This is a genomic window from Achromobacter sp. MFA1 R4, from assembly GCF_900156745.1.
Classification (GTDB): domain Bacteria; phylum Pseudomonadota; class Gammaproteobacteria; order Burkholderiales; family Burkholderiaceae_B; genus Achromobacter.
The window spans coordinates 1,516,539-1,541,705 of sequence record NZ_LT707065.1 but is presented as its reverse complement, the minus strand read 5'-3'; the positions used below and the strand labels follow the sequence as shown (position 1 = coordinate 1,541,705).

Annotated in this window: 28 protein-coding genes; 7 read left to right on the top strand and 21 right to left on the bottom strand. The window is 65.9% G+C overall.

Annotated features, from left to right (window positions below):
- Positions 1-189: 189 nt before the first annotated feature.
- Positions 190-1,125 (bottom strand): LysR family transcriptional regulator, encoded by a 936-nt coding sequence (locus BXA00_RS06970; protein WP_076517415.1) that lies wholly within the window; start codon positions 1,123-1,125, stop codon positions 190-192.
- Between the two features lie 290 nt (positions 1,126-1,415).
- Here BXA00_RS06970 and BXA00_RS06965 point away from each other — a divergent pair, with 290 nt between their 5' ends.
- Positions 1,416-2,753: a DUF3100 domain-containing protein gene (locus BXA00_RS06965; RefSeq protein WP_076517413.1), complete on the top strand. Its 1,338-nt coding sequence runs from the start codon at positions 1,416-1,418 to the stop codon at positions 2,751-2,753.
- A 67-nt stretch (positions 2,754-2,820) separates the two neighbouring features.
- Here the strand turns inward: BXA00_RS06965 and BXA00_RS06960 are convergent, their stop codons facing one another.
- Both BXA00_RS06960 and BXA00_RS06955 read right to left on the bottom strand, forming a co-directional pair.
- Entirely contained in the window at positions 2,821-3,402 is a 582-nt protein-coding gene (locus BXA00_RS06960; protein WP_076517411.1) for a hypothetical protein, read from the bottom strand.
- A gap of 125 nt (positions 3,403-3,527) precedes the next feature.
- The gene (locus BXA00_RS06955; protein WP_076517409.1) at positions 3,528-4,391 is read right to left on the bottom strand and encodes an oxidoreductase; all 864 of its coding nucleotides are present in this window, start codon (positions 4,389-4,391) and stop codon (positions 3,528-3,530) included.
- 102 nt (positions 4,392-4,493) lie between these two features.
- Here BXA00_RS06955 and BXA00_RS06950 point away from each other — a divergent pair, with 102 nt between their 5' ends.
- Positions 4,494-5,462: an AraC family transcriptional regulator gene (locus BXA00_RS06950; protein ID WP_076517407.1), complete on the top strand. Its 969-nt coding sequence runs from the start codon at positions 4,494-4,496 to the stop codon at positions 5,460-5,462.
- A gap of 66 nt (positions 5,463-5,528) precedes the next feature.
- On the opposite strand, the gene BXA00_RS06945 is transcribed toward BXA00_RS06950, so the two are convergent.
- From BXA00_RS06945 to BXA00_RS06900, 10 genes are all read right to left on the bottom strand, one after another.
- Entirely contained in the window at positions 5,529-6,128 is a 600-nt protein-coding gene (locus BXA00_RS06945) for a glutathione S-transferase (protein ID WP_076517405.1), read from the bottom strand.
- A 24-nt stretch (positions 6,129-6,152) separates the two neighbouring features.
- On the bottom strand, positions 6,153-7,859 hold the full coding sequence (locus BXA00_RS06940; RefSeq protein WP_076517403.1) for an FAD-binding protein: 1,707 nt from the start codon (positions 7,857-7,859) through the stop codon (positions 6,153-6,155).
- A 5-nt stretch (positions 7,860-7,864) separates the two neighbouring features.
- On the bottom strand, positions 7,865-8,593 hold the full coding sequence (locus tag BXA00_RS06935; protein ID WP_076517401.1) for an SDR family NAD(P)-dependent oxidoreductase: 729 nt from the start codon (positions 8,591-8,593) through the stop codon (positions 7,865-7,867).
- Between the two features lie 9 nt (positions 8,594-8,602).
- Positions 8,603-9,355 (bottom strand): SDR family NAD(P)-dependent oxidoreductase, encoded by a 753-nt coding sequence (locus BXA00_RS06930; RefSeq protein WP_076517400.1) that lies wholly within the window; start codon positions 9,353-9,355, stop codon positions 8,603-8,605.
- 19 nt (positions 9,356-9,374) lie between these two features.
- A complete protein-coding gene (locus BXA00_RS06925) occupies positions 9,375-10,094 on the bottom strand; it encodes an ABC transporter ATP-binding protein (RefSeq protein ID WP_076517398.1) in 720 nt (239 codons plus the stop codon).
- Positions 10,087-10,851, bottom strand: a complete 765-nt coding sequence (locus BXA00_RS06920) for an ABC transporter ATP-binding protein (protein ID WP_076517396.1) — start codon at positions 10,849-10,851, stop codon at positions 10,087-10,089. The genes BXA00_RS06925 and BXA00_RS06920 overlap by 8 nt, the downstream gene beginning before the upstream one ends.
- Positions 10,848-11,849 carry a branched-chain amino acid ABC transporter permease gene (locus BXA00_RS06915; RefSeq protein WP_076517394.1) on the bottom strand — a complete coding sequence of 334 codons (1,002 nt, stop codon included), beginning with the start codon at positions 11,847-11,849 and terminating at the stop codon, positions 10,848-10,850. Before BXA00_RS06915 ends, BXA00_RS06920 begins: the two co-directional genes overlap by 4 nt.
- Complete coding sequence (locus tag BXA00_RS06910; protein WP_076517392.1) at positions 11,846-12,748, bottom strand: branched-chain amino acid ABC transporter permease; 903 nt, start codon at positions 12,746-12,748, stop codon at positions 11,846-11,848. Before BXA00_RS06910 ends, BXA00_RS06915 begins: the two co-directional genes overlap by 4 nt.
- 67 nt (positions 12,749-12,815) lie before the next feature.
- On the bottom strand, positions 12,816-14,030 hold the full coding sequence (locus BXA00_RS06905; protein WP_076517390.1) for an ABC transporter substrate-binding protein: 1,215 nt from the start codon (positions 14,028-14,030) through the stop codon (positions 12,816-12,818).
- 81 nt (positions 14,031-14,111) lie between these two features.
- Positions 14,112-14,906, bottom strand: coding sequence for an SDR family NAD(P)-dependent oxidoreductase (locus BXA00_RS06900; protein WP_076517388.1), 795 nt, complete (start codon positions 14,904-14,906; stop codon positions 14,112-14,114).
- Between the two features lie 205 nt (positions 14,907-15,111).
- Here BXA00_RS06900 and BXA00_RS06895 point away from each other — a divergent pair, with 205 nt between their 5' ends.
- On the top strand, positions 15,112-15,789 hold the full coding sequence (locus BXA00_RS06895) for a GntR family transcriptional regulator (RefSeq protein WP_076517386.1): 678 nt from the start codon (positions 15,112-15,114) through the stop codon (positions 15,787-15,789).
- 51 nt (positions 15,790-15,840) lie between these two features.
- Here the strand turns inward: BXA00_RS06895 and BXA00_RS06890 are convergent, their stop codons facing one another.
- Both BXA00_RS06890 and BXA00_RS06885 read right to left on the bottom strand, forming a co-directional pair.
- Positions 15,841-16,491 carry a carbonic anhydrase gene (locus tag BXA00_RS06890; protein WP_076517384.1) on the bottom strand — a complete coding sequence of 217 codons (651 nt, stop codon included), beginning with the start codon at positions 16,489-16,491 and terminating at the stop codon, positions 15,841-15,843.
- A gap of 183 nt (positions 16,492-16,674) precedes the next feature.
- Entirely contained in the window at positions 16,675-17,025 is a 351-nt protein-coding gene (locus BXA00_RS06885; RefSeq protein ID WP_076517383.1) for an FxLYD domain-containing protein, read from the bottom strand.
- Between the two features lie 241 nt (positions 17,026-17,266).
- Here BXA00_RS06885 and BXA00_RS06880 point away from each other — a divergent pair, with 241 nt between their 5' ends.
- The 3 genes from BXA00_RS06880 (at position 17,267) to BXA00_RS06865 (ending at position 20,100) form a co-directional block, all read left to right on the top strand.
- A complete protein-coding gene (locus BXA00_RS06880) occupies positions 17,267-17,593 on the top strand; it encodes a PsiF family protein (protein WP_076517381.1) in 327 nt (108 codons plus the stop codon).
- A gap of 109 nt (positions 17,594-17,702) precedes the next feature.
- A protein-coding gene (locus tag BXA00_RS06870) for an IS3 family transposase (protein ID WP_092582907.1) occupies positions 17,703-18,931 on the top strand; the annotation gives its coding sequence in 2 pieces (ribosomal slippage) (positions 17,703-18,050 and positions 18,053-18,931; 1,227 coding nt in all).
- A 77-nt stretch (positions 18,932-19,008) separates the two neighbouring features.
- On the top strand, positions 19,009-20,100 hold the full coding sequence (locus tag BXA00_RS06865; RefSeq protein WP_369825610.1) for a YhcG family protein: 1,092 nt from the start codon (positions 19,009-19,011) through the stop codon (positions 20,098-20,100).
- Positions 20,101-20,256: 156 nt separating this feature from the next.
- Here BXA00_RS06865 and BXA00_RS06860 read toward each other — a convergent pair whose 3' ends face one another.
- From BXA00_RS06860 to BXA00_RS06835, 6 genes are all read right to left on the bottom strand, one after another.
- Positions 20,257-21,297, bottom strand: coding sequence for a cyclase family protein (locus tag BXA00_RS06860; protein ID WP_076517375.1), 1,041 nt, complete (start codon positions 21,295-21,297; stop codon positions 20,257-20,259).
- A gap of 5 nt (positions 21,298-21,302) precedes the next feature.
- Positions 21,303-22,082 (bottom strand): 3-oxoadipate enol-lactonase, encoded by a 780-nt coding sequence (pcaD, locus tag BXA00_RS06855; protein WP_076517373.1) that lies wholly within the window; start codon positions 22,080-22,082, stop codon positions 21,303-21,305.
- 52 nt (positions 22,083-22,134) lie between these two features.
- On the bottom strand, positions 22,135-22,431 hold the full coding sequence (locus BXA00_RS06850) for a YciI family protein (RefSeq protein WP_076517371.1): 297 nt from the start codon (positions 22,429-22,431) through the stop codon (positions 22,135-22,137).
- A 12-nt stretch (positions 22,432-22,443) separates the two neighbouring features.
- Complete coding sequence (gene catC, locus BXA00_RS06845; protein ID WP_076517370.1) at positions 22,444-22,719, bottom strand: muconolactone Delta-isomerase; 276 nt, start codon at positions 22,717-22,719, stop codon at positions 22,444-22,446.
- 108 nt (positions 22,720-22,827) lie between these two features.
- On the bottom strand, positions 22,828-23,472 hold the full coding sequence (locus tag BXA00_RS06840) for a 3-oxoacid CoA-transferase subunit B (protein WP_076517368.1): 645 nt from the start codon (positions 23,470-23,472) through the stop codon (positions 22,828-22,830).
- Positions 23,469-24,158: a 3-oxoacid CoA-transferase subunit A gene (locus BXA00_RS06835; RefSeq protein ID WP_008167144.1), complete on the bottom strand. Its 690-nt coding sequence runs from the start codon at positions 24,156-24,158 to the stop codon at positions 23,469-23,471. Before BXA00_RS06835 ends, BXA00_RS06840 begins: the two co-directional genes overlap by 4 nt.
- Before the next feature lie 193 nt (positions 24,159-24,351).
- Between BXA00_RS06835 and BXA00_RS06830 the strand changes: the two genes are divergently transcribed.
- A complete protein-coding gene (locus BXA00_RS06830; RefSeq protein ID WP_076517367.1) occupies positions 24,352-25,134 on the top strand; it encodes an IclR family transcriptional regulator in 783 nt (260 codons plus the stop codon).
- The last annotated feature ends 33 nt before the right edge of the window (positions 25,135-25,167 follow it).

The following is a 25,167-nucleotide window of genomic DNA, read 5'->3' as shown; positions in this document are numbered from 1 at the left end:
CGATCTGAGCCCCACGGCGGGGCGGGCGCAGGGCGCCGGCAAAACGGGATTCATAACCGTAACAGCCACCCGTCGCGGGCGTCTAAGTCATTCTGGTAATAAAGAAATAAGGGCTCGGGAAGGGGCCCGGCGCCATGTCCTCGGATTCGCCTTGGGCGGCTTCCTGGGCCAGACCAAAGCGGATCGTCGTCAGCCGGCCGTATCGGTGGCCGCGGCCGCGTGCGCGCCGATGCCGCGCACAATGTGTTCCAGCAGCTCGCGCGCGGCGGGCGAGATGTGCCGGCCCGCTCGGCTGAGCACATGCAGGCTGCCCTGGTTCAGGATGGGATTGGCCAGCGGCAGGCTGGCCAGGCGCTGGGCCTGCATGTCGGCGGTGACCGCGATGGGCGGCGTGAGCGCGTAGCCGATGCCGGCCGCCGCGAACTGCCACAGCGCCTTGAAAGACGAGGTGGTCAGCACGTTGCGCAGCCGGACCTGCTCGCTGATCTCGGCGGCCTGGATGTGTTGGCGCACGCCAAACCCTTCCTGCATGGACGCGCCGGGATAGTCGGCCAGGTCGGTCAGCAGCAGGGGGCGGCCCAGGCGCGTGAGCGGGTGGTCCTGGCGCACGATGGCGCGAATGGGTTCGGGGCGCGAGTAATGCGTGCGCAGGCGGGCGTCGGTGGGCGGCTGGAAGACCAATCCTATATAGGCGCGGTCGTCCACGATGCGCTGCACGATCTCGGACGTGCGGGCCACATCGATGTCCAGCGTCACTTCGGGATGGCTGCGCCAATAGCCGGGCAGGACGCGGTCGAACATCAGTTCCACGAAGCCCTCGCCCAGCACCAGGTCGATGTGGCCGCGCTCGGCCTTGCGCAGGCTGTCGATCTCGGAAAAAAAGCTCTCCTGGATGTCCTGCTGGCGCTTCACGTAGCGGGCCAGGATGTGGCCGGCGTCGGTAGGCACCACGCCCCGGCCGCGACGCTCGAACAGCGCCATCCCGCAGTCGCGCTCCAGCGCGGCGATGGCCCGGCTGACGGCGGAGGGGTCCATCTCCAGCGCTTCGGCGGCGCCCCGCACCGAACCCCGGCTCATGACCTGCATGAAATAGTGGGTGCGGCGGGCGTCGAGTTTTTCGTCCATGGCGTCAGGTCCCGTGACGTGATTGCGGCTGATTTTCCACGATCGGAATTAAGGGTTTACCCTAGTAAAACGCTGTCCCGTGCAAAATTTTCCCAGTAAATCGGCATTCGTTGCATTTTACGCAACGTTTAACGGCGTTCGCTGTCATGGTTGCCCGCGGAAGGGGCGAGCGAAAATTGCGCACGCCGGCAGGGCGCCGATGGCGCTCATGCCCGGCTGCGCGGCACGAGCCGCCCGGCGCGCTCCGGGTCGCCGTCACGCACACGATTCACGTCATCAGGGGAAAACCAATGTCTCACGCCAGCGCCAGCCTGGCCCTGCCTTCCATGCCGCTATCGGGGCGCGTGCGCATGCTCGCCGCCATCCTGCTGGTGGTGATCATTTCCGAAGCGATCGGCAGCGTCACCTTCTCGGTCGGTCCGGGCAAGATCGTTCTGCAGCCCATGCTGTGGGCGATCTTCATCGGCGCCGTCGTCGCGGCGTTTGGCCAGCGCCTGCCGGCGGGCGCCGGCATCGACAAGGCCATGCAGACCCGCATCAGCGGCTACCTGCAGTACGCGCTGCTGCCGTTCCTGGCCAAGCTGGGCCTGATGGTGGGCGGCGCATTGCCGCAGGTGCGCGAGGCGGGCTGGGCGCTCGTGTTCCAGGAGTTCGGCCATTTCTTCGGCACCATGGCCATCGGCCTGCCGCTGGCCCTGCTGCTGGGCATCAAGCGCGAAGCCATTGGCGCCACGTTCTCGGTGGGCCGCGAGCCCAGCCTGGCCATCATTGGCGAACGCTACGGCATGAACTCGCCCGAAGGCCGCGGCGTCATGGCGGAATACATCACCGGCACTGTGATCGGCGCGCTGTTCGTGGCGCTGATGGCCGGCTTCATCACCAGCCTGAACATCTTCGATCCGCGCTCGCTCGCCATGGGCGCCGGCGTGGGCTCGGGCAGCATGATGGCCGCCGGCGTGGGCGCCATCGCCTCGCAGCAGACGCCCGAGATGGCGCATCAGGTCGCCGCCCTGGCCGCCGCCGCGAACCTGCTCACCACGGTCGTGGGCGTGTACTTCACGCTGTTCATCTCGCTGCCCACGACCATCTTCCTGTACGGCAAGCTGGAACCCGTGCTGGGCCGCTTCTCGCGCGGCAAGTCCGGCGAGGCCGTCGTGGACGAGAGCGTGTCCGAAGACGTCCCGGCGCACAGCGCCAAGATGGGTTTCGGCGACCGCCTGACCGCCTACGTCATCTGCGGTCTGTTCGCGCTGGTGGGCAACAGCCTGGGCTACAAGGTGCCGTTCCTGGATGCGTTGCCCGGCATGGGCATCATCATCCTGCTGGTCGTCGTCACCGACCTGATCCTGCGCGTCGTGCCCAAGCTGCCCGCCGTGTTCGTGCTGTCGCTGATCGCCATGACCGCGGGCTGCCCCGGCGTGCTGCCGTATTCCGACCAGATCATCGCGCTGGTCGGCAAGGTCAACTTCCTGCCGTTCACCACGGTGATCCTGGCCATGGCCGGCCTGTCGATCCTGAAGGACCTGCCCGCGTTCCGCAAGCTGGGCTGGAAGATCGTGGTGGTGTCGCTGGCCGCCAACGCCGGCACCTTCATGGGCGCCACGATGATCGCGGAATTCTTCCACTGATCACACCGCGCTTCACGACAAAGCCGCCTCTTGCAGGCGGCTTTGTCATTGGTGCGCCATGCGGCGGTCAGGGCGTCGCGCCGGGCCGGTAGCGCGCGTTGTCCGTGGCGTTCTCGGTGGGGCCGATGTTGGCGACCTTCGGCACGCCGATGCCGGCAGCCTTCAGCGCCGCGGCCGCCTGCAACTCGACCTGCGGATTGCCCATCGCGACGCGGTAGGGCTGCAACGGGGCCAGCCCTTCGATGGTGCCCCAGTCATTGGCGGTGTCGGCGCGCTGCGCCAGCGGATCCGGGCGGGCGGAAAATTCCTCGACGGCGCGCCGCATCCGGGATTCGGCGTAGAGATCGCGCAATTCGTCGACGTTGAGCGCCGGGGCGGCGAGCGCGAGCGGAGAAGCCGGGGAGCGCGCCGGGTCGCGGACCGCCGATGCGTCTTGATCGGCGCGGACCGATCTGGCGGCCTCGGCCTGTTCGATGCGCCGGGCTTCCCAGGCGTCCTGGGCGCGTGCCGTGCGCTGGGCCTGCCGGGCAGCGTGGGTGCGCGCCGCCTGTTCGGCTTCCCAGGCGGGGCGGTTTTCATCCAGCATCGACGCGCGCGCGGGGTAGGGCGCGGCAGCGCCGGAAACAGCGGAGATCGCAGCAACGTTCATGCGGGGCTCCTGTTCGTGGTTGGCCTGAAAGTTGGTCCGTCCAGCGAGTTACAAGTTCAATGTAACAGAGGAGGAAGCTGCCCGCGCCCTGCGTCGGGGTATACCCGACCGGGCGCCTGCGACGTTCAACTGCGCGCGGAGACCTCGTCCACGCCACCCCCGTCCGTGGAAACGGTCAGGGCCTCCCAGGCAGACATTTCCTGGTTCAAGGCGGACAGCTTGTCGCGCACCAGCGCCAGGGCGTCGCTGCCCAATAACAAATGGGCGGGCGGATGCTCTGCGGCGATGGCCGCAAGCATTGCGCGCGCCGCTTTGCGCGGATCGCCCAGTTGCCTGCCGCTTTTCGCTTCGCGGGTCTGGCGGATGGGGTCGAAAATGCCGTCATAGTCCGCAATCGAGCGCGGCGTGCGCACCATGGACCGGCCAGCCCAGTCGGTGCGGAACGATCCCGGCGCCACGGCCGTCACGGCGATGCCCAGGGATCGCACCTCCTTGCCCAGCGCCTCGGAAATGCCTTCCAGCGCGAACTTGCTGCCGCAGTAGTAGGCGATGCCGGGCATGGTGATGTGGCCGCCCATGGAGGTGATGTTCAGGATGTGGCCACGCCGGCGCTGGCGCATGAAGGGCAGGACTGCCTTGATCATCGCGACCGCGCCGAACACGTTTACATCGAACTGGCGGCGCATTTCCGACAGCGGCGATTCTTCCATCACGCCCTCGTGCCCGTAGCCCGCGTTGTTGACCAATACGTCGATGCCGCCGACCTGGGCGTCGACCTCCGCCACGACGCCGTCGATGGCATCGAAGTCGGTCACGTCCAGCACACGGCCGATCGCGGCGCCGGGGGACAGGGCTTCGAACGCGAGCCGGGCCTGGACGGTGCGCACCGTTCCGACGACCTGATGGCCGGCTGCGAGAGCCTCTTCGGCGAGCGCGCGGCCAAAGCCGCTGCTGACGCCTGTGATGAGCAGGGTTTTGGGGGATGTCATCGATCTTCTCTCAAATGTCTGTAAGGGCTACTGGAGACTGCATGCTAGTCTTGCCGATGGCGCTGAATAAGCCAGATTTCCCTATATTTCTTGCACAAAACTATGTCCGTTTCCGCTGCGGCCGAGGATGGCGCCGGGGCCGAGCCTTGCGCGGTCACCCCGATGGTGGCGCTGCTGCGCGACTTGGCCCCCAATGAGGGCTACAACCTCACCGCCCTGCCCAGCGTGCGCGTGCTGCGCGCCAACGGTCCGCTGGCGCGCACGCCCGTGCTTTACGACCCCGGCATCGTGATCGTCTGCCAAGGCCGCAAGCGCGGGTATTTCGGCAATCGCCAATATCTGTACGACGAGCAGCATTACCTGGCCGTGTCCGTGCCCGTGCCCTTCAGCATGGAGACCGACGCCACGCCCGAACGTCCGCTGCTCGCGCTCTACCTGCACCTGGACTTCGTGCTGGCGGCGGAACTGATGGCGCAGATCGACGACGCCGGACCGGCGGCGCCCGTCCAGGCGCCGCAAAGCATGATGTCGACCCCGATGGACGACCGGATGCGTGCGTCGGTGTTGCGCTTCATCGAGGCCTTGAACCGGCCGCTGGAGGCCGCTGTGCTGGGTCCCGCGCTGCTGCGCGAACTCTATTTCCGGGTGTTGACCGGCCCGCAAGGCAGTTCGATGCGGGAAGCGCTGGCCATGCGGGGGCCATTTGGCCGTATCGGCAGGTCCCTGCGTCTCATCCACGCGGAATTCGCACAACCGCTGGACGTGGCGCGGCTGGCGGCCGAGGCGGGCATGAGCGTCCCAAGCTTTCACAGCCACTTCAAGGCGGTCACGCAGGCGTCACCCATGCAGTACGTGAAATCGACGCGCCTGCATCAGGCGCGCCTGCTGATGGTGCGGCAGGCGCTGACGGCGGAGACGGCGAGCCTGGCCGTGGGCTACACCAGCCCGTCCCAGTTCAGCCGCGAGTTCAAGCGCCTGTTCGGCCTGACGCCCGCGGCCGAGGCCCGGCGCATGCGGCTGGGCTTTGCCTTGCCGCCGTTCGCGGACGCGACCTTCGTGTCGTCGCATTGAACAAAAAAGCCCCTGTCCATGCGGTCCAGGGGCTTTGATGCAACGCGGTGGCGCTGGCGCGTTCGATCAGGGTTTGGTCGCCTGCATCGAGGGGCGCTGGCTGAAGCCTGCATACCAGGCCGCGGCGGCCGGATGCGACGCGCGCCAGTCCAGATCCGGAAAGCGGAAGTCCAGGTAGCCCAGCGCGCAGCCGATGGTGATGGTGCCGATGTCCACCCGGCCGTCCAGGCCCGCGGCGTTCTTCTCGATGAGCGCGAGGCCGTCGCGCACCTTACCCAACTGGCCCTCGACCCAGGCGTCCCAGCGCAACGCTTCGGGACGCAGCACCGCCTCATAGCGCGCCAGCAGCGCCGCGCCCAGCATGCCGTCGGCCATGGCCTGCTCCGTTAGCGCCTGCCAGCGGTCTTTGCCGGCGGGGAAAAACGAACCGCCGCCCAGGTCGTTCAGGTATTCGCAGACGACGCGGCTGTCGAACAGCGCCTGGCCTTCATCGGTGATGAAGGTGGGCACCTGGCCCAGCGGATTGCTCGGGATGATGGTCTGGTCGCGGGCGACGGGACCGGCGGCGCTGGGCAGCTTTTCAATGCGGTCGGCCAGGCCCAGTTCGTGGGCGATGACCATGCATTTGCGGACGAAGGGGGAAGCTGGCGAGAAGAAGATTTTCATGGGGTTCCCTGTCTGTGAGAGGCGTCAGTGTTGCGCATGGGCCAGGTGCTGTCCAGCCACCCAGCCAAAAGTCAAAGCGGGGCCGAGCGTAATGCCGGGCGCGGGGTACGCGCCGCCCATCACGGACTGCATGTCGTTGCCGGCCACGTAAAGTCCGGGTATTGGCGCTCCCGCTGGATCGAGCGCCTGCGCGTGCGCGTTGACCGCAATGCCGCAAGCGGTGCCGATGTCGCCCGGGTACACCTTGACGGCGTAATAAGGCCCGTCGCCCAGCGGTGCGAGGCATGGATTCGGCAGGTGTTCCGGATCGCCAAGGTAGCGGTTGTATGCGGTGCCGCCCTTGCCGAAGTCCGGGTCTGTTCCTTGCGAAGCGTGCCGGTTGTAGCGTTCGATGGTGGCCTGGAGCGCGTCGGCCGGCACGCCCATCTGGCTGGCCAGCGTGGCCAGCGAACGCGCTTGCAGCAGGTAACCCTGGTCGATCAGGTGCTGGCGCGGACGCCCGCCGGGAAGGGCCAGTCCCAGGCCCCACGTATCGATGAACCGCTGGTCGCAGATCAGGAATGCCGGGATGCTGGGCGTGGTCTCATTGCTGCGGTACATGGCCTGCACGAACTCATGGTAAGAGGTCGACTCGTTGACGAAACGTTCGCCCGCGCCATTGACGGCAATCAGGCCCGGTTTGGCGCGGTCCCAGACCAGATGCGGGTAATTGAGCGACGTGCCCCCGCCGGTGTCCAGGACGGACACGGGCGCCCAGAACGCCGGGCTGGCGTGGCCGCTTCCGAAGGCGGCCCCCGCCTGTTCCGACAGCCGGATGCCATCTCCCGTATTGCCGCGGGGCGACATCGACCAATCGCCAGTCGGCTGGGGAAAGGTCCGTGCGCGCCGCGCCGGATCCCACGGAAAGCCGCCGGTCGCCATCACGACGCCACGGCGCGTGCGGATGTTCAACGTCTTGCCTGCCCGCGACACCGCGGCGCCCTGCACCCGGCCGGCGGCGTCCCGGTGCAGCGCCACCGCAGGGGCCTGCAGCCAGTATTCGATGCTGCGCGTCGCCAAGCCGTGAAACAACTGGGCAGCCAGCGCATTGCCAAGCAGCAGCCGGGTGCCCCGGTGATAGCCGCGCGCACGGTCGGCGGCATAGCGCAGCACCAATCCCATACTGTGCCGCCAGGCTGCGAGCGAACGCGTGGCGCGCAGCAGATGCCGCACGTCCGTGATGTTGACCATCATGCCGCCCAGCACGGTGAACTCTTTCAGCGGGTCGCGCAGCAAGCGAAAGTGGCGGCCGAGCTTGCGGCCGTCGAATTCAACCGGGTCGAGCGAGCGCCCGCCCATGGCGGCACCCGGCCGGTCGGGGTAGTAGTCCGGCGAGGCGGTGCGCGCGGCAAGCTGCAATAGCCCGCGCGATACCAGGTAATCCATCATGCGCGGACCCGCGTCCAGATAGGCGCGCTTCATTTGCTCCGACGCCGCCGTGCCCACTGTCTGCTCCAGGTAGGTCCACACGTCGTCCATGCTGTCCGGGTGGCCCGCCTGTTCGGTCTGCGCGTTCAGCGGTATCCAAACCGCGCCGCCGGATATCGCAGTCGAACCGCCGATGCGGTCGGTCTTTTCGACCAGCAGCACTTCCAGGCCCTCTTCATGCGCCGTCAGTGCCGCCGCCATGCCGCCCGCGCCAGAACCGACGACGAGCGCATCCACTTCCTTGTTCCATACGATGCGGTCCATGCTGTCTACGCTCCCGAGCCGCCCAACGACTTGCCGCCGTCCACGAAGATGACCTGGCCCGTGATGAAGTCCATGTGCGGCGCCGCCAGGAACGACACGGCATTTGCGATGTCCTCGGGCCGACCTGCGCGGCCGGTGGGCTGCAGGGCCAACTGCGCGGCCATGCGCTCCGGCGTCAGGTTGCGCAGCAGCGGCGTGTCGATGAGACCCGGCGCGACGGCGTTGACCAGGATGCCGCGTTCGGCCAGCTCCATCGCGCATGCGCGGGTGTACCCCACCAGCGCCGCTTTCGACGCGACGTAATGGGGATGGTTTTTCGCGCCCAGATATGCCCGCGACGCGATGTTGACGATCTTCGCGCCCGGCTGCATGACCCGCGCGGCCTCCTGCGTCAGCGTGGCCACCGCCAGCAGGTTGACGTCGAACACGCGGCGGTAGTCTTCGCTCGTGACGTCGAAGAACTTGCGTTCGTCAAAGAGCCCCGCGTTGTTCACCAGCGCGGCCAGCGGCGGCAACGCGCGCACCAGTTCGCGCGCGGCGGCCTCGTCGGCGAGGTCCACGACGCGATGTTCCACGGTCAGCCCCCGGTCGGCAAATGCCCGCGATTCCTTGTCCGCCAGTTCCGCGTTGCGATCGGCCATCACGACGCGAAAGCCGTCGCGCGCCAACCGCTCCACGATCGCCAGGCCCATGCCGCTCGCGCCGCCCGTGACCATTGCCGTACCCAGACTCATGATTTCTCCTTAGACGGCCAGATAGCCGCCGTCCACCGGCAGCACCACGCCATTGACATAGCTGGCCAGATCGGAGGCCAGGAACAGGATGGGGCCGACGATCTCGTCGGCACGCCCCGCACGCGCCATGGGGGCGCGTCGCATGTACCAGTCGGTGCCTGCTGCCTGGGCGCGCTGGCCGGCGGTCATTTCGGTTTCCATCAGCCCTGGGGCGACGGCGTTGACCCGGACGCCGTGAGGCGCGAGGTCGCGGGCCAGCACTTCCGTGAACGAGCGCACTCCCCCCTTGGACACGACATAGCCAGCGGTCGAAATGCCGCAGCCATAGGCCACGATGGAACACAGGTTGATGATGGCGCCTCGCGTGGCCTTTAGCTGCTCGACAAAGGCATGCGTGACGTTGAACGTGCCTTGCAGGTTCACGCTCATCACGCGGTCCCAGATTTGCGGCGTGTGCGGATCGTCGAACGGCGCGCGCGCCGAGATCCCGGCGTTGTTGACCAGGACGTCCAGCGGCCCATGGCTGGCAGCGCAGCCGGCGGCAAAGGCGCGCACGGCGGCTGCATTGGTCACATCCAGCGCCGCATCTTGGGCCTTGCCGCCAGCCTCGATAATGGCCTGCGCCGACGCTGCGGCGAGCTCCGGGTCCAGGTCGGTCACGATCACGCGCGCGCCTTGCCGGGCGAAACCCTGCGCAATGGCGGCGCCCAGCCCGCGGCCGGCACCCGTCACCAGGACGCGCTTGTCTTGCATCGATATCATCGCTTTTCCTTACGGCGCGCTAGGCGCCAAGATAGGCGCGCTGCACGCCTTCGTCGCTGGCGAGCGCGGCCGACTCTCCGTCCAGCGCGATCTCGCCGTTTTCCAGGATGTACGCGTGGCTGGATACCGACAGCGCGAGCTTGACGTTCTGCTCCACCAGCAGAATCGTGATGCCCTGTTCCCGGTTCAGCCGCAGGATGATGTCGAAGATCTGCTCCACCACCAGCGGCGACAGCCCCATCGACGGTTCGTCCATCAGGATCATGCGGGGCCGCGCCATCATGGCGCGGCCGGTCGCCAGCATCTGTTGTTCGCCGCCGGAAAGCGTGGCGGCCTTCTGCTCGAAGCGTTCGCGCAGGCGAGGAAAGGTCTGGCAAACCATATCCATGTCCTGCCGGACCGCCGCTCGGTCGTTGCGCAGATAGGCCCCCATTTCCAGGTTCTCGCGCACGCTCATCTCGCGGAAGATCTCGCGGCCTTCCGGCACCTGAACGATCCCGCGTCCGACGATCGCATCGGCGGGCAGGCGATGGATGGGCTCGCCCGCGAAGCGCACGCTGCCCGCGGTCGGCGCGACGAGGCGTGAAATCACATTCAAGGTGGTGGATTTGCCCGCGCCGTTGGCGCCCAGCAGCGCCACGATGGCGCCTTGGGGCACCTTCAGTGAGACATCCTGCAATGCACGGATGTTGCCGTAGGCGGCCGACACCGCATCGACTTCAAGCAGAATTTCAGCCACCGGCGGCTCCCTTGCCCAGATAGGCCTCGATGACGCGGGGGTTGCTGCGCACCTCCGCGGGCGTGCCTTCAGCGATTTTTTCGCCAAACGACATGACGGTGATGCGATCCGATATCGACATCACCAGTTGCATCACGTGTTCCACCAGCAGCACGGTGATGCCGTCACGCTCGCATAGCTCGCTCAGGAGCCGGTCGAGCGTTTCGATTTCCCGGTTGCGCAGGCCCGCCGCGGGCTCGTCCAGCAGCAGCAGCCGGGGCGATATGGCCAGGGCACGCGCCAGTTCCAGCATCTTCTGGCGCCCGAAGTCCAGGCTGCACGCAGGCGTGTCCAGGAAGTCGGCCAGCCCCACGCGCTCGAGCAGGTGCTCGACCCGTTCGCGGGCCTCGGCGGCTGCCGGCCGCAACAGCTTCCCGGCGGTGTTGGCGCCGTGCGCGTACGTGCCCAGCAGCGCGTTCTCGCGCACACTGAGGGCGCCGAAAAGCTCCAGGTTCTGGAACGTGCGCGCCACGCCCAGCGCCGCCATCTCATGGGGCTTCTTGCTCGTGATGTCAGCGCCATCGAACCGGATGCTGCCGCTCGTGGGGCGGTAGTAGCGCGATATGCAATTGAAGGTGGTGGACTTGCCGGCGCCGTTCGGTCCGATCAGCGCATGGATGCGCCCACGCTCCACCTGCATGGACAGCCCGTTGATGGCGGTCAGGCCGCCGAACTTCACCGTCAGGCCCTGCACGTCCAGGTAGGGATGGGTGCTCATGCTGCGCTCCTTTGCGTGGACTTGGATGCGGTGGCCGAGGCCCGCGAGGCCGCCGGCAAGGGCGCGGCCGGCGGCGGCGCGCGACGCGCCGCACGGCTGGCGAACAGGCCCTTGGGCGCGAACATCATGAAGCCCATCAGGATGAAGCCGTAGATGATCTCCTGGAACGAAAGCGCCTGCCGCAGCAACTCGGAGATCAGGCCGAAGGCCAGCGCGCCGGCAATCGAGCCGCGCACCGATCCAATCCCGCCGACCACGACCATGGTCAGGATCAGGATGGTGGTCTGGAATCCCAGGCTCTCGGGGTGGATGAACGACGCAAACAACGTGTACATGCCGCCGGCGATGCCGGCATAGGCGGCGGACAAGGTGAAGGCGGTCCGCTTGATGGCGTTGACGTTCACGCCCATCGCCTGCGCCGCGATGTCGCTCTCGCGCACGGCGCGAAAGGCCGACCCCAGTTGCGAACGCGACAACGCCACGGTGGCCCACAGCAAAAGCGCAGCGATCAACACCACGAACGGGTAGGCCTTCACGTCCGACACCAGTTCGTAGCCGAACAGGGTGGCCGGCGATATGCGGAACCCATTGGATCCGTTGGTGACCGACTGCCAGTTCAGGAACACCCATTGCATGGCTTCACCGAATGCGAACGTGGACAGCGCCAGATAGATGTCCCGCATGCGCAGCGCCAGCGCGCCGATCAGGTAGCCCAGGGCGGCGGCCAGCAATCCGCCCGCGACGATCGAGATGAAGAACGGCGGATGCCAAAGGTTGTTGATGAGGCCGGCGGTATAGATGCCCACGCCATAGAAGGCCGCGTGCGACAGCGCAAACTGCCCGGTCTCGCCGATGACCAGGTGCAGGCCCAGCGCAAGCACGACGAACACCATCAGCAGATTGACGACGTAGACGACATAGCCGCTTGCCAGGAACGGAAGCGCGGCCAGCACGATGGCCATGAGCGCCAGCAGGACGCGATCGATCTTGTTGTTCATACTTTTTTCACCTGCAGTTTTCCGCCCAGCAGCCCTTGCGGACGCACCAGCAGCACGACCATGATTGCCACGAAGGGCGCCACCACGATGGCATTGGTGGAAATGAACAGTCCAACCAGGTTCTCGGCGATGCCGATCACGAAGCCGCCGACCACTGCGCCGGGCAGGCTGGTGATGCCGCCCACGATCGCGGCCGCGTAGGCCAGGATGGCGATGTGGCCGATGTCCGGCGTAATAAGGATCTTGGGCGTGATGAGCAGCGCCGCAACGGCCGAGATCAGGCCGGAAAGCGCCCATACCATCATGCGGATCCGTGTCAGGTTCACGCCCGCCAGCCGCGCGGCCTTGGGGTTCATGCCCACGGCGCGCATGGCCCGGCCGACGCGCGTGTAGGCGAACATCCCGAAGAGCAGCAGCATGACGGTGACCGCGACGGCAAAGATCAGCAGATCCAGCCGCGTGAGCACGGCGTCGCCGATGATGACGGCGTCGGTCGGCGCCAGCGGCGGCAGGGAGCGGGGCGTGTCGCCCAGTCCCGACGTCCGTACCAGCCCCTTTAGGGCATACGCCAGCCCGAGGGTGGCGATCACCATCTGCACGCCCACGCCCTTGGACGCGATGACGCGTTCCATGACCACGCGTTGGAAGAGGCCAGACAGCATGGCCACCGCGGCGAGCGTGACGGGGATGACCGCCAGGTACGGCCAGCCCATCACCAGGATCAGGAAAAGCGCGATATAGCCCCCCACCATGAAGATCTCGCCCTGGGCGAAATTCGGCACATCGGTGGTCTTGAAAATGATGACGACGGCGACGGCCAGCAGCGCATAGACGCTGCCCGTCACCAACCCTGACAGCACCCCCTGCTGCAGGAACAACCAGATATCGGCAAAGCTCATGATGTTCTCCGGCCGCCCGCGCGATGCTGCGCCACCGCGCGGGCACGGCCCGTGATGGGCCGCGGGTTTACTGCTGGTACTTCCAGGTGCTCTTGAAGGCGCCGGGTACGAGTGTCATGGTCGAACCGTCGAACTTGATGTAGATGGCTGCTTCCTGCGCCGCCCGGTCGCCCGGGCCGAATTCGATGGGTCCCGCCATCACGCCGGAATCGAATTTCATGGTTTCCAGCGCCTGCAGCACTTTTTCGCGCGTGGGTTGCGGGCCGGCCGCCTTCAGCGCGTTCACGACTGCCATCGCGGGCGGCAGGCCATAGGGCATGTAGGTCTGTGGATGTCCGGGCTTGGCGGCGAGGTCGGGATAGGACTGCTTGTACATGTCGTATACCCACGTCAGCTTCGGTCCGCCCGGCAGGTCGGCCAGCACGTCCTGGATATAGACATTCTTGAAGGCATCCTTGTTGCCGACGTTTTCCACAAGCTGCTTGAGGTCCGCGGTGCCGTTGACCGCCAGTACGATGGGCTTGTTCCAGCCCAGCTCGTGCGCCTTCTTGATGATGAGCGCGGCGGGGCGGGCGTAGGTGGTCAGCAGCAGGACATCGGGATTGGCGGCACGGATCTTCAGCATGGGCGCCGTCACATCGGTGATGTTCGGGTTCACCGACTGCACCTGCAACGCCGGATCGCCCAGCTGCTTGGCCTGCGCTTGGGCGGCCTCCAGATTCCAGCCGCCGTAGGCGTCGTCGTGATTGATGTAGCCGATCTTCTTCGCTTTCAGGTGTTCGGAGGCGAACTGCACCATCGACCCGCCGACGGCGTGCTGCGAGATGGAGAAGGCGCCGTAGATGTACTTGGACGGCGGATAGAGCGCCCCGTCGCCCGAAGCGTTCAACATGACCAGCGGCACTTTTTCGCGCTCGATGTATTCGCGCGACGCGACGACGGCTGCCGAGCAGGAACCGCCGTTCAGCAGAAAGACCTTGTCCTGCTCGGTCAGCTTCTTGACCGCGGCGACCAGATCGTTGGCATTGCAGCGGTCGTCTTCGACGACCAGTTCGATCTGGCGGCCGTTCACGCCGCCTTCCTTGTTGACCTTGGCGTACCACATCTTGGCCGCGTTCAGCACGTCAAAGCCATAGGCCATGCCGCTGCCCGACAGCGGCGCAAAGACGCCGATCTTGATGGTCTTGTCCGTGATCCCAGGTTCCTGCTGCGACTGCGCGACGGCCGAAAAGGCCAGCGCGCAAAGCGCGGCTGCGGCCGCATAGCGACGACGTTGTTTCATGCTTTGTCTCCCGTTTTTTTTGGATGCGCGTCTTTGGTGGATGACGCTTTGCTACGTTGACGGCCAGCCCGTCCTTGACCCTTACTGCATGCGGTATCCGCCGTTCACGTCGATGACGCTGCCGGTGATGTATCCCGCCTCCTCCGAAGCGAGAAACCGCACCGCTGCGGCAACGTCCCCCACGGTGCCGATGCGGCCCAGCGGGATGGCCTGCGCGGCCGCGGCCAGCGCGCCGCTGCTGGTGACGGTGCTGCGCAGCATGTCGGTGTCGATCAGTCCGGGCGCGATGCCGTTGACCGTGATGCCCAGATGGGCGGCTTCGCGCGCCATGGCCTTGGTCAGGCCCATTACGGCCGATTTGGCCGCAATGTACGAGGCGCTGGAGCGGTAGCCGCCGAGTTGCGCGGCAACCGAGGTGAAGGTGATGATCCGGCCGTGCTGCAGCGGAGCGGCTTCGCGCCGGCGCAGGTAGGCGCGTCCGCACAGGAACACGCCGCGTGCATTCACGGCAAAGCTGCGTTCCCAGATGTCGAGCGACGTGTCCTTGATGAGCGGCCGTTCGCCGTTTTCCTGGAACAGCAGCAGTCCGGCCGCGCTGACCAGCACGGCGATGGGGCCGTGCTGACTTTCGATCTGCTCAAACGCGCCCTCGACGGCCGCCTCGTCGCTGACGTCGAAGGCGTGCGCCGCATGCGGCGCACCCAGCTCGTCGGCCACGCGGCTCGCGCGCTTCGGGTCCACGTCCGACACCACCACACGCAGGCCGGCCTGGGCCAGTTCGTGGCAGATGGTGGCCCCGATACCGCCGCCACCGCCGGTCACGAGCGCGAGTCGGGAAGCGGGGCCGGGAGCATCCGGCTTGGATACATTGGACATGCTGTCTCCTCGGTGGCGAGGCGTCCGCCATGGGTATGACGTCGATCGCCGATTTAATTTTTTGCGATTATGTATACATGGCCTGGGCGCAGGTATAGGTGGTTACCCTAAACGACGTTCGATTTACAGCGAATTCACTAGGGGAAGCCCTGGGGGTGCGATCTTAGTGGCATCCGCATGTATTCTTCATGTATACAATTGGCGCATGGATACGCTATCTCAACATGTCACCGATACGCTGCGGGACTGGGTGCTCCACGGCAAATTCAGCCCGGGCGCGCGGCTGGAAGAAATCCCGCTGGCCGAGAAATTGGGGGTATCGCGCACGCCCGTACGCGCGGCGCTCGCCACGCTGGGCAACGAGGGGCTGCTGGAACACCTGCCCAAACGCGGCTACACCGTGCGGGCCTATGACATCGGGGAGATCGTGGCGGCGTATGAAGTGCGAGCCGCGTTGGAAGGCCTGGCCTGCCGCCAGGCGGCGCAGCGCGGACTGTCGAACGACGCGGTGGCGGTGCTGAAGAATTGCCTGGACGAGGGCGACCGGATTCTCGCCAAAGGCGAGCTGCTGCCCGACGATCACCTGCCGTACCAGCAGGTGAACATCACGTTGCATAACGCCATCCTGGAGGCGGCGGGCAATCCGTGGGTGAGGCGGTTCGCGACGCAGGCGCAGGCGATTCCGTATGCCTCCGACCGGATCATCCTGTGGGAGGACCACGGCATCATCCTGCGCTCACACGACGATCACCATCGTATCGTAAGCGCCATCATCGCCCGCGACGGCGCGCGGGCCGAGGACCTGATGCGCGAACACGTGTACTACGCGGGCATCATCCTGAAAAACAACTACGAGCGGCTCGCCCAGGCGTATCGGGTCTGAGCGACCCGACCCGCGCCTGCCGGCGAGCAGAACGGACGATCGGCGCGCCGCTTACTCCGTCACGCCCGTTTCCACGCAGGGATTGAATTCCCCCGTCGCCGGGTCGCGCAGGAACAGCACGCCGGTGGCCACGCCGAAGTACGTGCCGTGCAGTTCCAGTTCGCCCTTTTCGACGCGGCGGCGGATGGACGGGAACGTCATCAGGTTGTTCAGGCTGTGCTCGACGGTGGCCAGTTCCAGGCGCTTCAGGTTGGCCTGGCGGTCGCCGGTGCCGCGGTCCAGGCGCTTGGCGACGGGTTCGATCTGGGACATCCACTTGCCGATGAAGTCGGCCTTGGCCAGCGGCTTGGCGTCGTCAAAGAAGAAACGGATGCCGCCGCAGGACGCGTGGCCCAGCACGACGATGTGCTTGACGTTCAGGCCGCTGACCGCGAATTCGATGGCGGCGCTGGTGCCGTGGTACGACGATTCCGAGTCCGGATCACAGGGCGGAACGAGGTTGGCCACGTTGCGCACCACGAACATTTCGCCGGGGCCCGCGTCGAAGATGACTTCGGGCGACACGCGCGAGTCGCAACAGCCGATGATCAGGATTTCCGGGCTTTGGCCGATTTCGGCCAGCTTTTGATAGCGGCTGCTTTCCGTCTGGAAGCGGCCGTCCAGGAAAGATTGGTAGCCTTCAGAGAGTCTTTTGGGAAACATGATCTTCACTTCCTAGTATCGAGGCCAGGCTTGCTGGCGCGCCGGCAGACGCACGAAGGGGCTTCGTGTGGAAGCCCCTTTTATCGAGCCGGCAGCCAGGATTTTCCCATAACTGGCCTGATAGCCGCCTGTCTAGACCCTGATTCGAAAAGGGTTTTTTGATCCGTCCGGGCGCCGCCGGCGCTAGCGGGCGGCCACGTCCAGCGCGTTGACGCGGGTGAATTCCAGGGGCGTGATGGCCTTGACCACCTTGATCTGGCCGGGCGCCAGGGGGCCGACAACGTCCTCGCGCACCCGGCCCACTTCGCGGTCCTGCGCGTCGTAGAGGACGTAGGTCAGGAGCACGCTGTTGACGGCGCGGTCGGACTGGTTGGCAAGAAAGCCGGTGATGGTGGAGACGTTGCGGGTGGTGTCGCGCACGGCCTGGACGTTGCCGAGCGTGATGCCGTAGGCAAGACTCTGCGCGCCGGCGGAGCCGGACAGGCCGGTCAGGCCGGCCAGCAGGGCCAGCGTGGCAAGGACGAGTGGCTTCATGGTTGTCTCCTGAGGCGCGCGGTCTGGCGTTCGTGGCATGGCGCGGCGCGGGTTATGCGTATCTCACTCCTTTCCGGGCGGGGAGACAACGGGCCAGAGGGATGAATGGGTAACAGGTTGCGGCGGATGTTGCGAAGGCGCGGGGATTGTCCGATGATGACCGGGCCGGCGCCTTGGCCGGCGGACCGTGCCGCCCGCGTTGCGCGTGCCTCACGCTCGTGGGCGCTCAAGGGAGGAATTCATGCTTTCCCGTATCAGCCAGCTGGCTTCGGCCATTCTGTTGTCCGCATGTTTCGCCGGCGCGCAGGCGCAGACCCCCGCCGCCCCGTCAACCGCCAAGACGCCAACGCCGCAGCAGCAGCGCATGTCGGACTGCAACAAGGCCGCGGAGGGCAAGAAGGGCGATGACCGCAAGGCCTTCATGAGCAGTTGCCTGAAGGGCGAAGAGCCCGCCAAGCAACTGACGCCGCAGCAGCAGAAGATGAAGGACTGCAACGCCAAGGCCGCCGAGCAGAAACTCACCGGCGATGCGCGCAAGACGTTCATGAGCAACTGCCTGAAGGGCTGATGGCCCGGGAAGGAAAAAAGCGCCAGATTGCTGTCTGGCGCTTTTTTTTTGTTTCATGACCCGTCCTGGAATTGGTTGACACCTTTTTGAGAGAAAAAGGGAGAGTCAATTGGAATCAAGGATCAAGCGCACCCAGCGGGACTACAGCCTGGCTTTTAAACTGTCCGTTGTCGAGCAGGTGGAAAAAGGCGAGCTGACGTACAAAGAGGCTCAGCGCCGCTATGGAATCCAAGGTCGGTCGACGGTGCTGGTGTGGCTGCGCAAGCATGGTCGGCCGGGACTAAGCGGCTGGAGCCTGCCGACGGTCAGAGGAGTGGACATGGATCGTCAAGGCAAAGTGCTTACCCCCGAGCAGCGGATCAAGGAACTGGAGATTCAGCTCAAGGAAGCCCGCGAGAAGGCGCAGTTGTTTGAGGCCGTGGTCAATGTGTTGGAGAAGGATTACGGGGTACGCGTCGTAAAAAAGCCTTTGGGCAAGTCCTCACGCAAAAGCTCGTCCAAGGGCTGAGCGTGGCAAGGGCTTGCCGTTACATGGGCCATAGCCGCCAGGCGTATTACAAGAGCAGGCATAAAGAGCGCGAGCGCCAGCAGCAGGCATGCCAAGTGGTATCAATGGTCACCGCGCTGCGGGTACGTCAACCGAAGTTGGGTACGCGCAAGCTGCATCACGTGCTGGGCCAGCCGCTACGCGAGGCGGGGATCAAGGCCGGGCGCGATGCGCTGTTCGACATCCTGCGCAGCGCCCGGATGCTGGTGCGGCCGCGCCGGGCGTATCACAAGACCACAGATAGCCATCACCGCTTCCGACGCCACCCGAACCTGCTCAAGGCAGGCGAAGGCCAAGTGGTGCCGACGGGCCCCGAGCAGGTCTGGGTAGCCGACATCACCTACCTGCCGACCGCCCAGCGGTGCACCTACTTGAGCTTGGTGACTGACGCCTACTCGCGCAAGATCGTGGGGTACCACGTGGCAGAGAATCTGCAAACCGAGGGGGTGCGCCGCGCACTGGAGATGGCGCTGCGCTCGCGGCGCTCGAGCCAATCGCTGGTGCACCACTCGGATCGAGGAATCCAGTATTGCTCAACGTACTACCAGCGCCTGCACGCGCGGCACGGCATCCGTTGCTCAATGACTGACGGCTACGACTGCTACCAGAATGCCTTGGCAGAACGGGTCAACGGCATCCTGAAGGGAGAGTTGTTGCTCCACAGGCCCGCTGATCTGGCCCAAGCCCGGCTCATGGTCAAGCAGTCCGTCGATATCTACAACACCGAGCGACCGCACCTGTCCCTACAATGCAAAACACCCGATGAAGTTCATCGGGTGTTCAGTCCGTAGCCTGCTACGGATACCGTGCCGTAGGTGTCAACCTATGGCAGGACGGGTCATCACGATGACTCTAGTACCGCAATTCGCTGGACTACGCCAAGGCTAGATACAGCAGGTTTATCAATCGCTTAGGCGAGTTCAACATATGCCGGTGCTTTCCGGAACTTGACCCGGCTTCCCTTCGCGTGGCTCCCATGCGGCTCTTGGAAACCGGGCTTTCCGAGGAGTCATCATGGCGAAAATCAAGCTCACTGACGGCCCGGTTCGGGCGCGGGTTCAGCCCGGACAACCTGGAGAACATGCGGCGTTTCTTCGTCGCTTACCCCCTTGAGGCAATTTCCGAGACACTGTCTCGGAAATCTGGAGACGGACTGCCCATCGAGAATTCCGAGACAGTGTCTCGGAAATTCGACCTCTCCGAATTGGTCCAGGTCTTCACGCTACCCTGGTCGGCCTATGTCCGGCTGCTGTCGGTCAAGGATGACCATGCCCGTCAGTTCTACGAGGCCGAGGCGCTGCGTGGGGGCTGGAGCGTGCGCCAGCTCGATCGGCAGATCGGTAGCCAGTTCTACGAGCGCACGGCCTTGTCAAAAGACAAGGCGGCGATGCTGGTCAAGGGTTCGGTGGCCAAGCCAGAGGATGCCGTCGCGCCCAATGACGCCATCAAAGACCCGTATGTGCTGGAGTTCCTCGACCTCAAGGACGAGTATTCGGAATCCGACCTGGAAGCGGCCTTGATCCAGCGGCTGGAAGACTTCCTGCTGGAACTGGGCGAAGGCTTTACCTTCGTCGGGCGGCAACGTCGGTTACGTATCGACCAAACCTGGTATCGGGTGGATCTGCTGTTCTTCCATCGCAAGCTGCGCTGCCTGGTCATTATTGACCTGAAACTGGGCAGCCTGACCCATGCCGATGTAGGACAAATGCATATGTACTGCAACTATGCCAAGGAGCATTGGGCCTACCCGGATGAGAACCCGCCGGTGGGCCTGATCCTGTGCGCTGACAAGGGCCATGCCCTGGCGCGGTATGCATTGGATGGTCTGCCGACCAAGGTGATGGCGGCCAACTACCGGACAGTGTTGCCCGACGCCGAGTTGCTGCAAAAGGAACTGGAGAACACGCGGCGGCTGCTCGAATCTCGCGGAACGCTGTCCCTCAAGGACGACAAGCCATAGTTATACGTCCCGGCGTACCGCCGTCGGGCTCGTGACCCTAACCCCGAATTAGTCCGGATCAGAAGTAGAGATTTCCGGCGTTACAGGGGGGGCCTGACACCCACTTGGCGCCGGTTCAGGATGGCGTGTGGGTGTCAGACACCCGCACCAGGGGCCTCAAGCGGTCGCAATCGGCGTGACCGGCGATCCGATCGCGTGCGGCAGCCGCAGCGGCGGCGCGGTCAGCATGAAATGGTGGCGTCCGTTGGCGTGCAGGAACGCTGCCAGGTCCTTCAGATACCAAAGTTCGGCCAGCGGCAGACCCAGCTTGAAGAGGCAATGGTGGTGCAGCGGCAGCATGGGGCGCGCGCCGGCCTTTTCGCGGGCGGGGTAGGCTTCCACCGCGTAGTTGTCGGCGCAGAGGGCGGCGATGCCGCTGTCCGTGATCCATTGCAGCAGCGCGTCGTCGGTGCCGTCCAGCGCGGCGCCATAGGTGTGCAGCACGTCGGGGTCCGGCGTGCCGTTCATGGCGACCACGGCTTCGGCGTAGCCCGTGCGCAGCACCAGCATGTCGCCGGGCTCGACGGTGATGCGGTCCGTTTCCAGGACGTGCATCAGTTCGGCGTGGCCGATCAGTGTGCGGCCCGGGCCGTAGTGGCGGAACAGGTCCACCAGCACGCCGCGGCCCTGCATGCCTTTCTGCGCCAGGTTTTCGATGCCGAGCTTGAGCGCGGCGGAGGGGCCGCCGCTGTTGCAGCCGCAGCCGGTGTGGTCGCCATCGGCGGGGCCGACGACGTCCACGCCGGCCTGAAAGCCGTTGTAGTAGCGCAGCTCGGGCTTGCCGTCGCCATCGGCGTCGAACAGGGCGCCCACGTGCGCCAGCGCATCCCACTGCGTCGAATACTGCATGGACAGCAGCACCTGGTCATCGCTCAGCACGTCCAGCGCGTCCGGGTTGACGTTCTTCAGCGGAAAGTTCAGGTACGGCGTGTCCTTGAGCGTCGTGGGGCTCAGGCGCGGGGGATGGCGGCGGGGGTTCAGGACGTTGCCGCCCGGCAGGTCCAGCGGCAGGGACAGGCAGAAGGTCTTGCCCGCGCGGATCTCGCGTGCGCCTTTCAGGACCTGTTCTTCGGTGATGAGATTCAGGCGGCCGAGTTGGTCGTCGGGCCCGAAGTCGCCCCAGTTGGAGCCTTCGGGCCGTTGCTTCCAGCGTTGCATGCGGCTCACTCCGACAGGAAGTCGACGACCGCGCGGGTGAAGGCTTCCGGCTGTTCCCAGTTCGAGATGTGGGAGGTGTCCAGTTCGACATAGCGCGCGCCGGGAATGGCGGCGGCCAGTTCGCGGCCTTGCGCGGGCGTGGCGGCCAGGTCGTGCGTGCTGGAGATGACCAGCGTGGGCGCGGTGATGGACGCCACCTGTTCGCGGAAGTCGGCATCGCGCAGCGCGGCGCAATTCGCGGAATAACCGGCGTCCGGCGTGCGGCGCAGCATGTCGATCAGGACTTGCGTGAGACCCGGTTGCGCGGCGCGGTAGCCATCGGTCAGCCAGCGCTCGACGAGCGTGGGCGCCATCTTTTCCAGCGTCTGCTCGGCGACCGCGGCGATGCGGGTGCTCCAGCCTTCGGCCGAGCCGATGCGCGCGGCGGTGTTGCACAGGATCAGCTTGCCGACGAGTTCGGGCCGCGCAAGCGCAAGCCACAGGCCGGTCGGGCCGCCCATCGACAGGCCGCAGAAATGCGCGCGCTTGATGTCCAGGTGGGCCAGCAGTTCCGCGACGTCGTTGCCCAGCTGTTCAAAGCTGTACTCGCCTTCGGGGGTGGAGGACTTGCCGTGGCCGCGGGTGTCGTAGCGCAGGACGCGGAAGTGCTTGGTGAGCTCGGGGATCTGGCGGGCCCACATGTCGGCGCAGGTGCCCAGCGAATTGGAGAGCACGAGCACCGGCGCGTCGGCGGGGCCATCGATGACGTAGAACAGCCGTGCCTGGCTGAGATCGGCATAAGACATGTGGGATTCCTCGGGGAAAGCCGCGGCCGCGCGTGGGGCGGCCGCGCGGGTATTACAGGTGGCAGACGCCGTCGACGTAGGCTTTGCGCCAGCGGGTGATGGTCACGCGGTCGAACAGGTCGGCTTGCGCGAACGGGTCGGCGTCGATGAACTGCTGCGCGGCGTCGCGCGTTTCCACGTCGACGATGTACAGGCCGCCGCCGGCGTCCTTGCCGTCATCCTGCAGCTTGGCGCCGCACGCCAGCAGCAACTGCTTGTTGGCGTCCAGGTATTCCAGGTGCTTGGCGCGGTGCTGCTGGCGGACTTCCTGGTGGTTGGGCTTGTCGAAGGTTTCGATGATGTAGGGCATGCCAGGCTCCTGTCAGATCGCCGAGGGATGGCGCGCGAGCGCGGTGACTTCGATATCCATGTACGGAAAGAGCGGCAGCGACGACAGCAGCGTGTGCAGCTCGTCGTTGCTGTCGACGTCGAAGATGCTGACGTTGGCGTAGCGGCCGACGACGCGCCACAGGCTCTTCCATTTGCCGTCGCGCTGCAGTTGCTGCGCCAGGGCCTTTTCGTCGGCCTTGAGCTTGTCGGCGCGCTCGGCGGGCATGTCGACGGGCAGATTGACTTGCATTTGAACCATGAACAACATGATGGACTCTCCATGATGCCGCCCCGGCGCGCGGGGCGGTGTATCGGCAACATTGGCGGCTGGCGGTCCAGCGCGCCGATTCAAACGGAAAACTTCAGCGGGAAAACGTCAGTTCGCAAATTTCAGCGGCAGGCCGGTCAGGCGCAGCAGGTCGTCGGCGGTGGTGTCGCCGAAGATGTCGGTGACCGTCACGCCGTTGGCGTTGATGTCGAACACCGCCACGTCCGTGTACACGCGCGACACGCAGCGCACGCCGGTCAGCGGGTAGGTGCAGGTCTCGACCAGCTTGCTCTGGCCTTCGCGCGTTTGCAGTTCCATCATCACGAAGACGTCTTTGGCGCCGATGGCCAGGTCCATCGCGCCGCCCACGGCGGGGATGGCGTCGGGCGCGCCGGTGTGCCAGTTGGCCAGGTCGCCGTGCTGCGAGACCTGGAAGGCGCCCAGCACGCAGATGTCCAGGTGGCCGCCGCGCATCATCGCGAACGAATCGGCGTGATGGAAGAACGAGCAGCCGGGCAGTTCGGTGACGGGCTGCTTGCCGGCGTTGATGAGGTCATAGTCTTCCTCGCCCTTGGCGGGCGCGGGGCCCATGCCCAGCATGCCGTTCTCGGTGTGCAGGATGACTTCGCGGCCCGCCGGCAGGTGGTTGGCGACCAGGGTGGGCAGGCCGATGCCCAGGTTGACGTAGGCGCCTTCGGGGATGTCCTGCGCGACGCGGGCGGCGATCTGGTCGCGGGTCAGTTTGGTGCTCATTGCTGCTCCTTGGCGGCCGGCTGGCCTGCGATCTGCACGACGCGCTTGACGAAGATGCCGGGGGTGACGACGGTTTCGGGGTCCAGCTCGCCCAACTCGACGACTTCGCGCACCTGGGCCACGGCCACGCGCGCGGCGCTGGCCATGATGGGGCCGAAGTTGCGGGCGGTCTTGCGATAGACCAGGTTGCCCCAGCGGTCGCCGCGCTCGGCCTTGATGAGCGCGTAATCGGCGTGCAGCGGATATTCCAGCACGTACTGGCGGCCGTTGATCTCGCGGGTTTCCTTGCCGTCGGCCAGCGGCGTGCCGTAGCCGGTGGGCGTGAAGAAGGCGCCGATGCCGGCGCCGGCGGCGCGGATGCGCTCGGCCAGGTTGCCTTGGGGCACCAGTTCCAGTTCCAGCTTGCCGCTGCGGTACAGGCCGTCGAAGATCTGCGAGTCCGCCTGGCGCGGGAACGAGCAGATGATCTTGCGTACCCGATTGGCGCCCAGCAGGGCGGCCAGGCCCGTGGTGCCGTTGCCGGCGTTGTTGTTGATGATGACCAGGTCCTTGGCGCCCTGTTCAAGCAGGGCGTCGATCAGTTCCATGGGCTGGCCGGCGGTGCCGAAGCCGCCGATCATGACGGTGGCGCCGTCCGGGACGTCCGCCAGGGCGGCGGCAGCGCTTGCAACAAGCTTAGAGATCATGATGTTCGCTCATAGGTGGCGTGTCATAATTTGTTCTTCATTAGAACTTTCGTTCTTCTGAAGAACATCGTTTCATGGGGAACGCGAAGGCGTCAAGGCATGCCGCACACCGCACTCTCCATCGTTCGGAGTCGTCCGCAAGGGGCGACGCAAGGCTCGCCGGGGCGGGCCTTTTACTCTTGGAACCAGACGGATGGCCGAGCAAGATCCCCAGCAACCCAGCGACAGCTACGTGCAATCCTTCGCGCGCGGGCTGTCGGTGATCCGTGCCTTCGGTCCGGAACGTTCGCAGATGACGCTGTCCGAGGTCGCCGCGGTGACGGGCCTGACCCGGGCCGGCGCGCGCCGCATCCTGCTGACGCTGGAGCACCTGGGCTACGTCACGGTTGATGACCGCAAGTTCGCGCTCACGCCGCGCATCCTGGAACTGGGCTACGCCTATCTGTCGGGCACGCCGCTGTGGAACCTGGCGCTGCCCTACATGGAAGAAGTCGCCGAGCTGACGCGCGAGTCGTGCTCCGTGTCGGTGCTGGAAGGCGCCGACATTGTCTACATCCTGCGCCTGTCCACGCATAAAGTCATGACGATCAACCTGGCGGTGGGCAGCCGCCTGCCGGCATGGGTGACGTCGATGGGCCGCGTGCTGCTGGCCGGCCTGCCGGAGGCGGAACTGGACCGGGTGCTGGCGATGAGCCAGATCCGGGCCTACACCGAGCACACGGTGACCGACGTGGCCGAGCTCAAGCGCGTGCTGGCCGGCGTGCGCGCCGATGGCTACGCGTGCGTGGCGCAGGAACTGGAGCCGGGCCTGCAATCCGTGGCGGTGCCCATCCTGGATCGCAGCGGCCGCGTGATCGCGGCGATGAACGTCAGCGGCCACGCCAACCGGTTCTCGCGCGAGGCGATGCTGGAGGCCTTTCTGCCGCCGCTGCGCCGCGCGGCCGACCAGATCAACCACGCGCTGCTGCGCCGCTAGGCGGCGCCTGCGGGCGGCGGCGAGGTCGGGCCG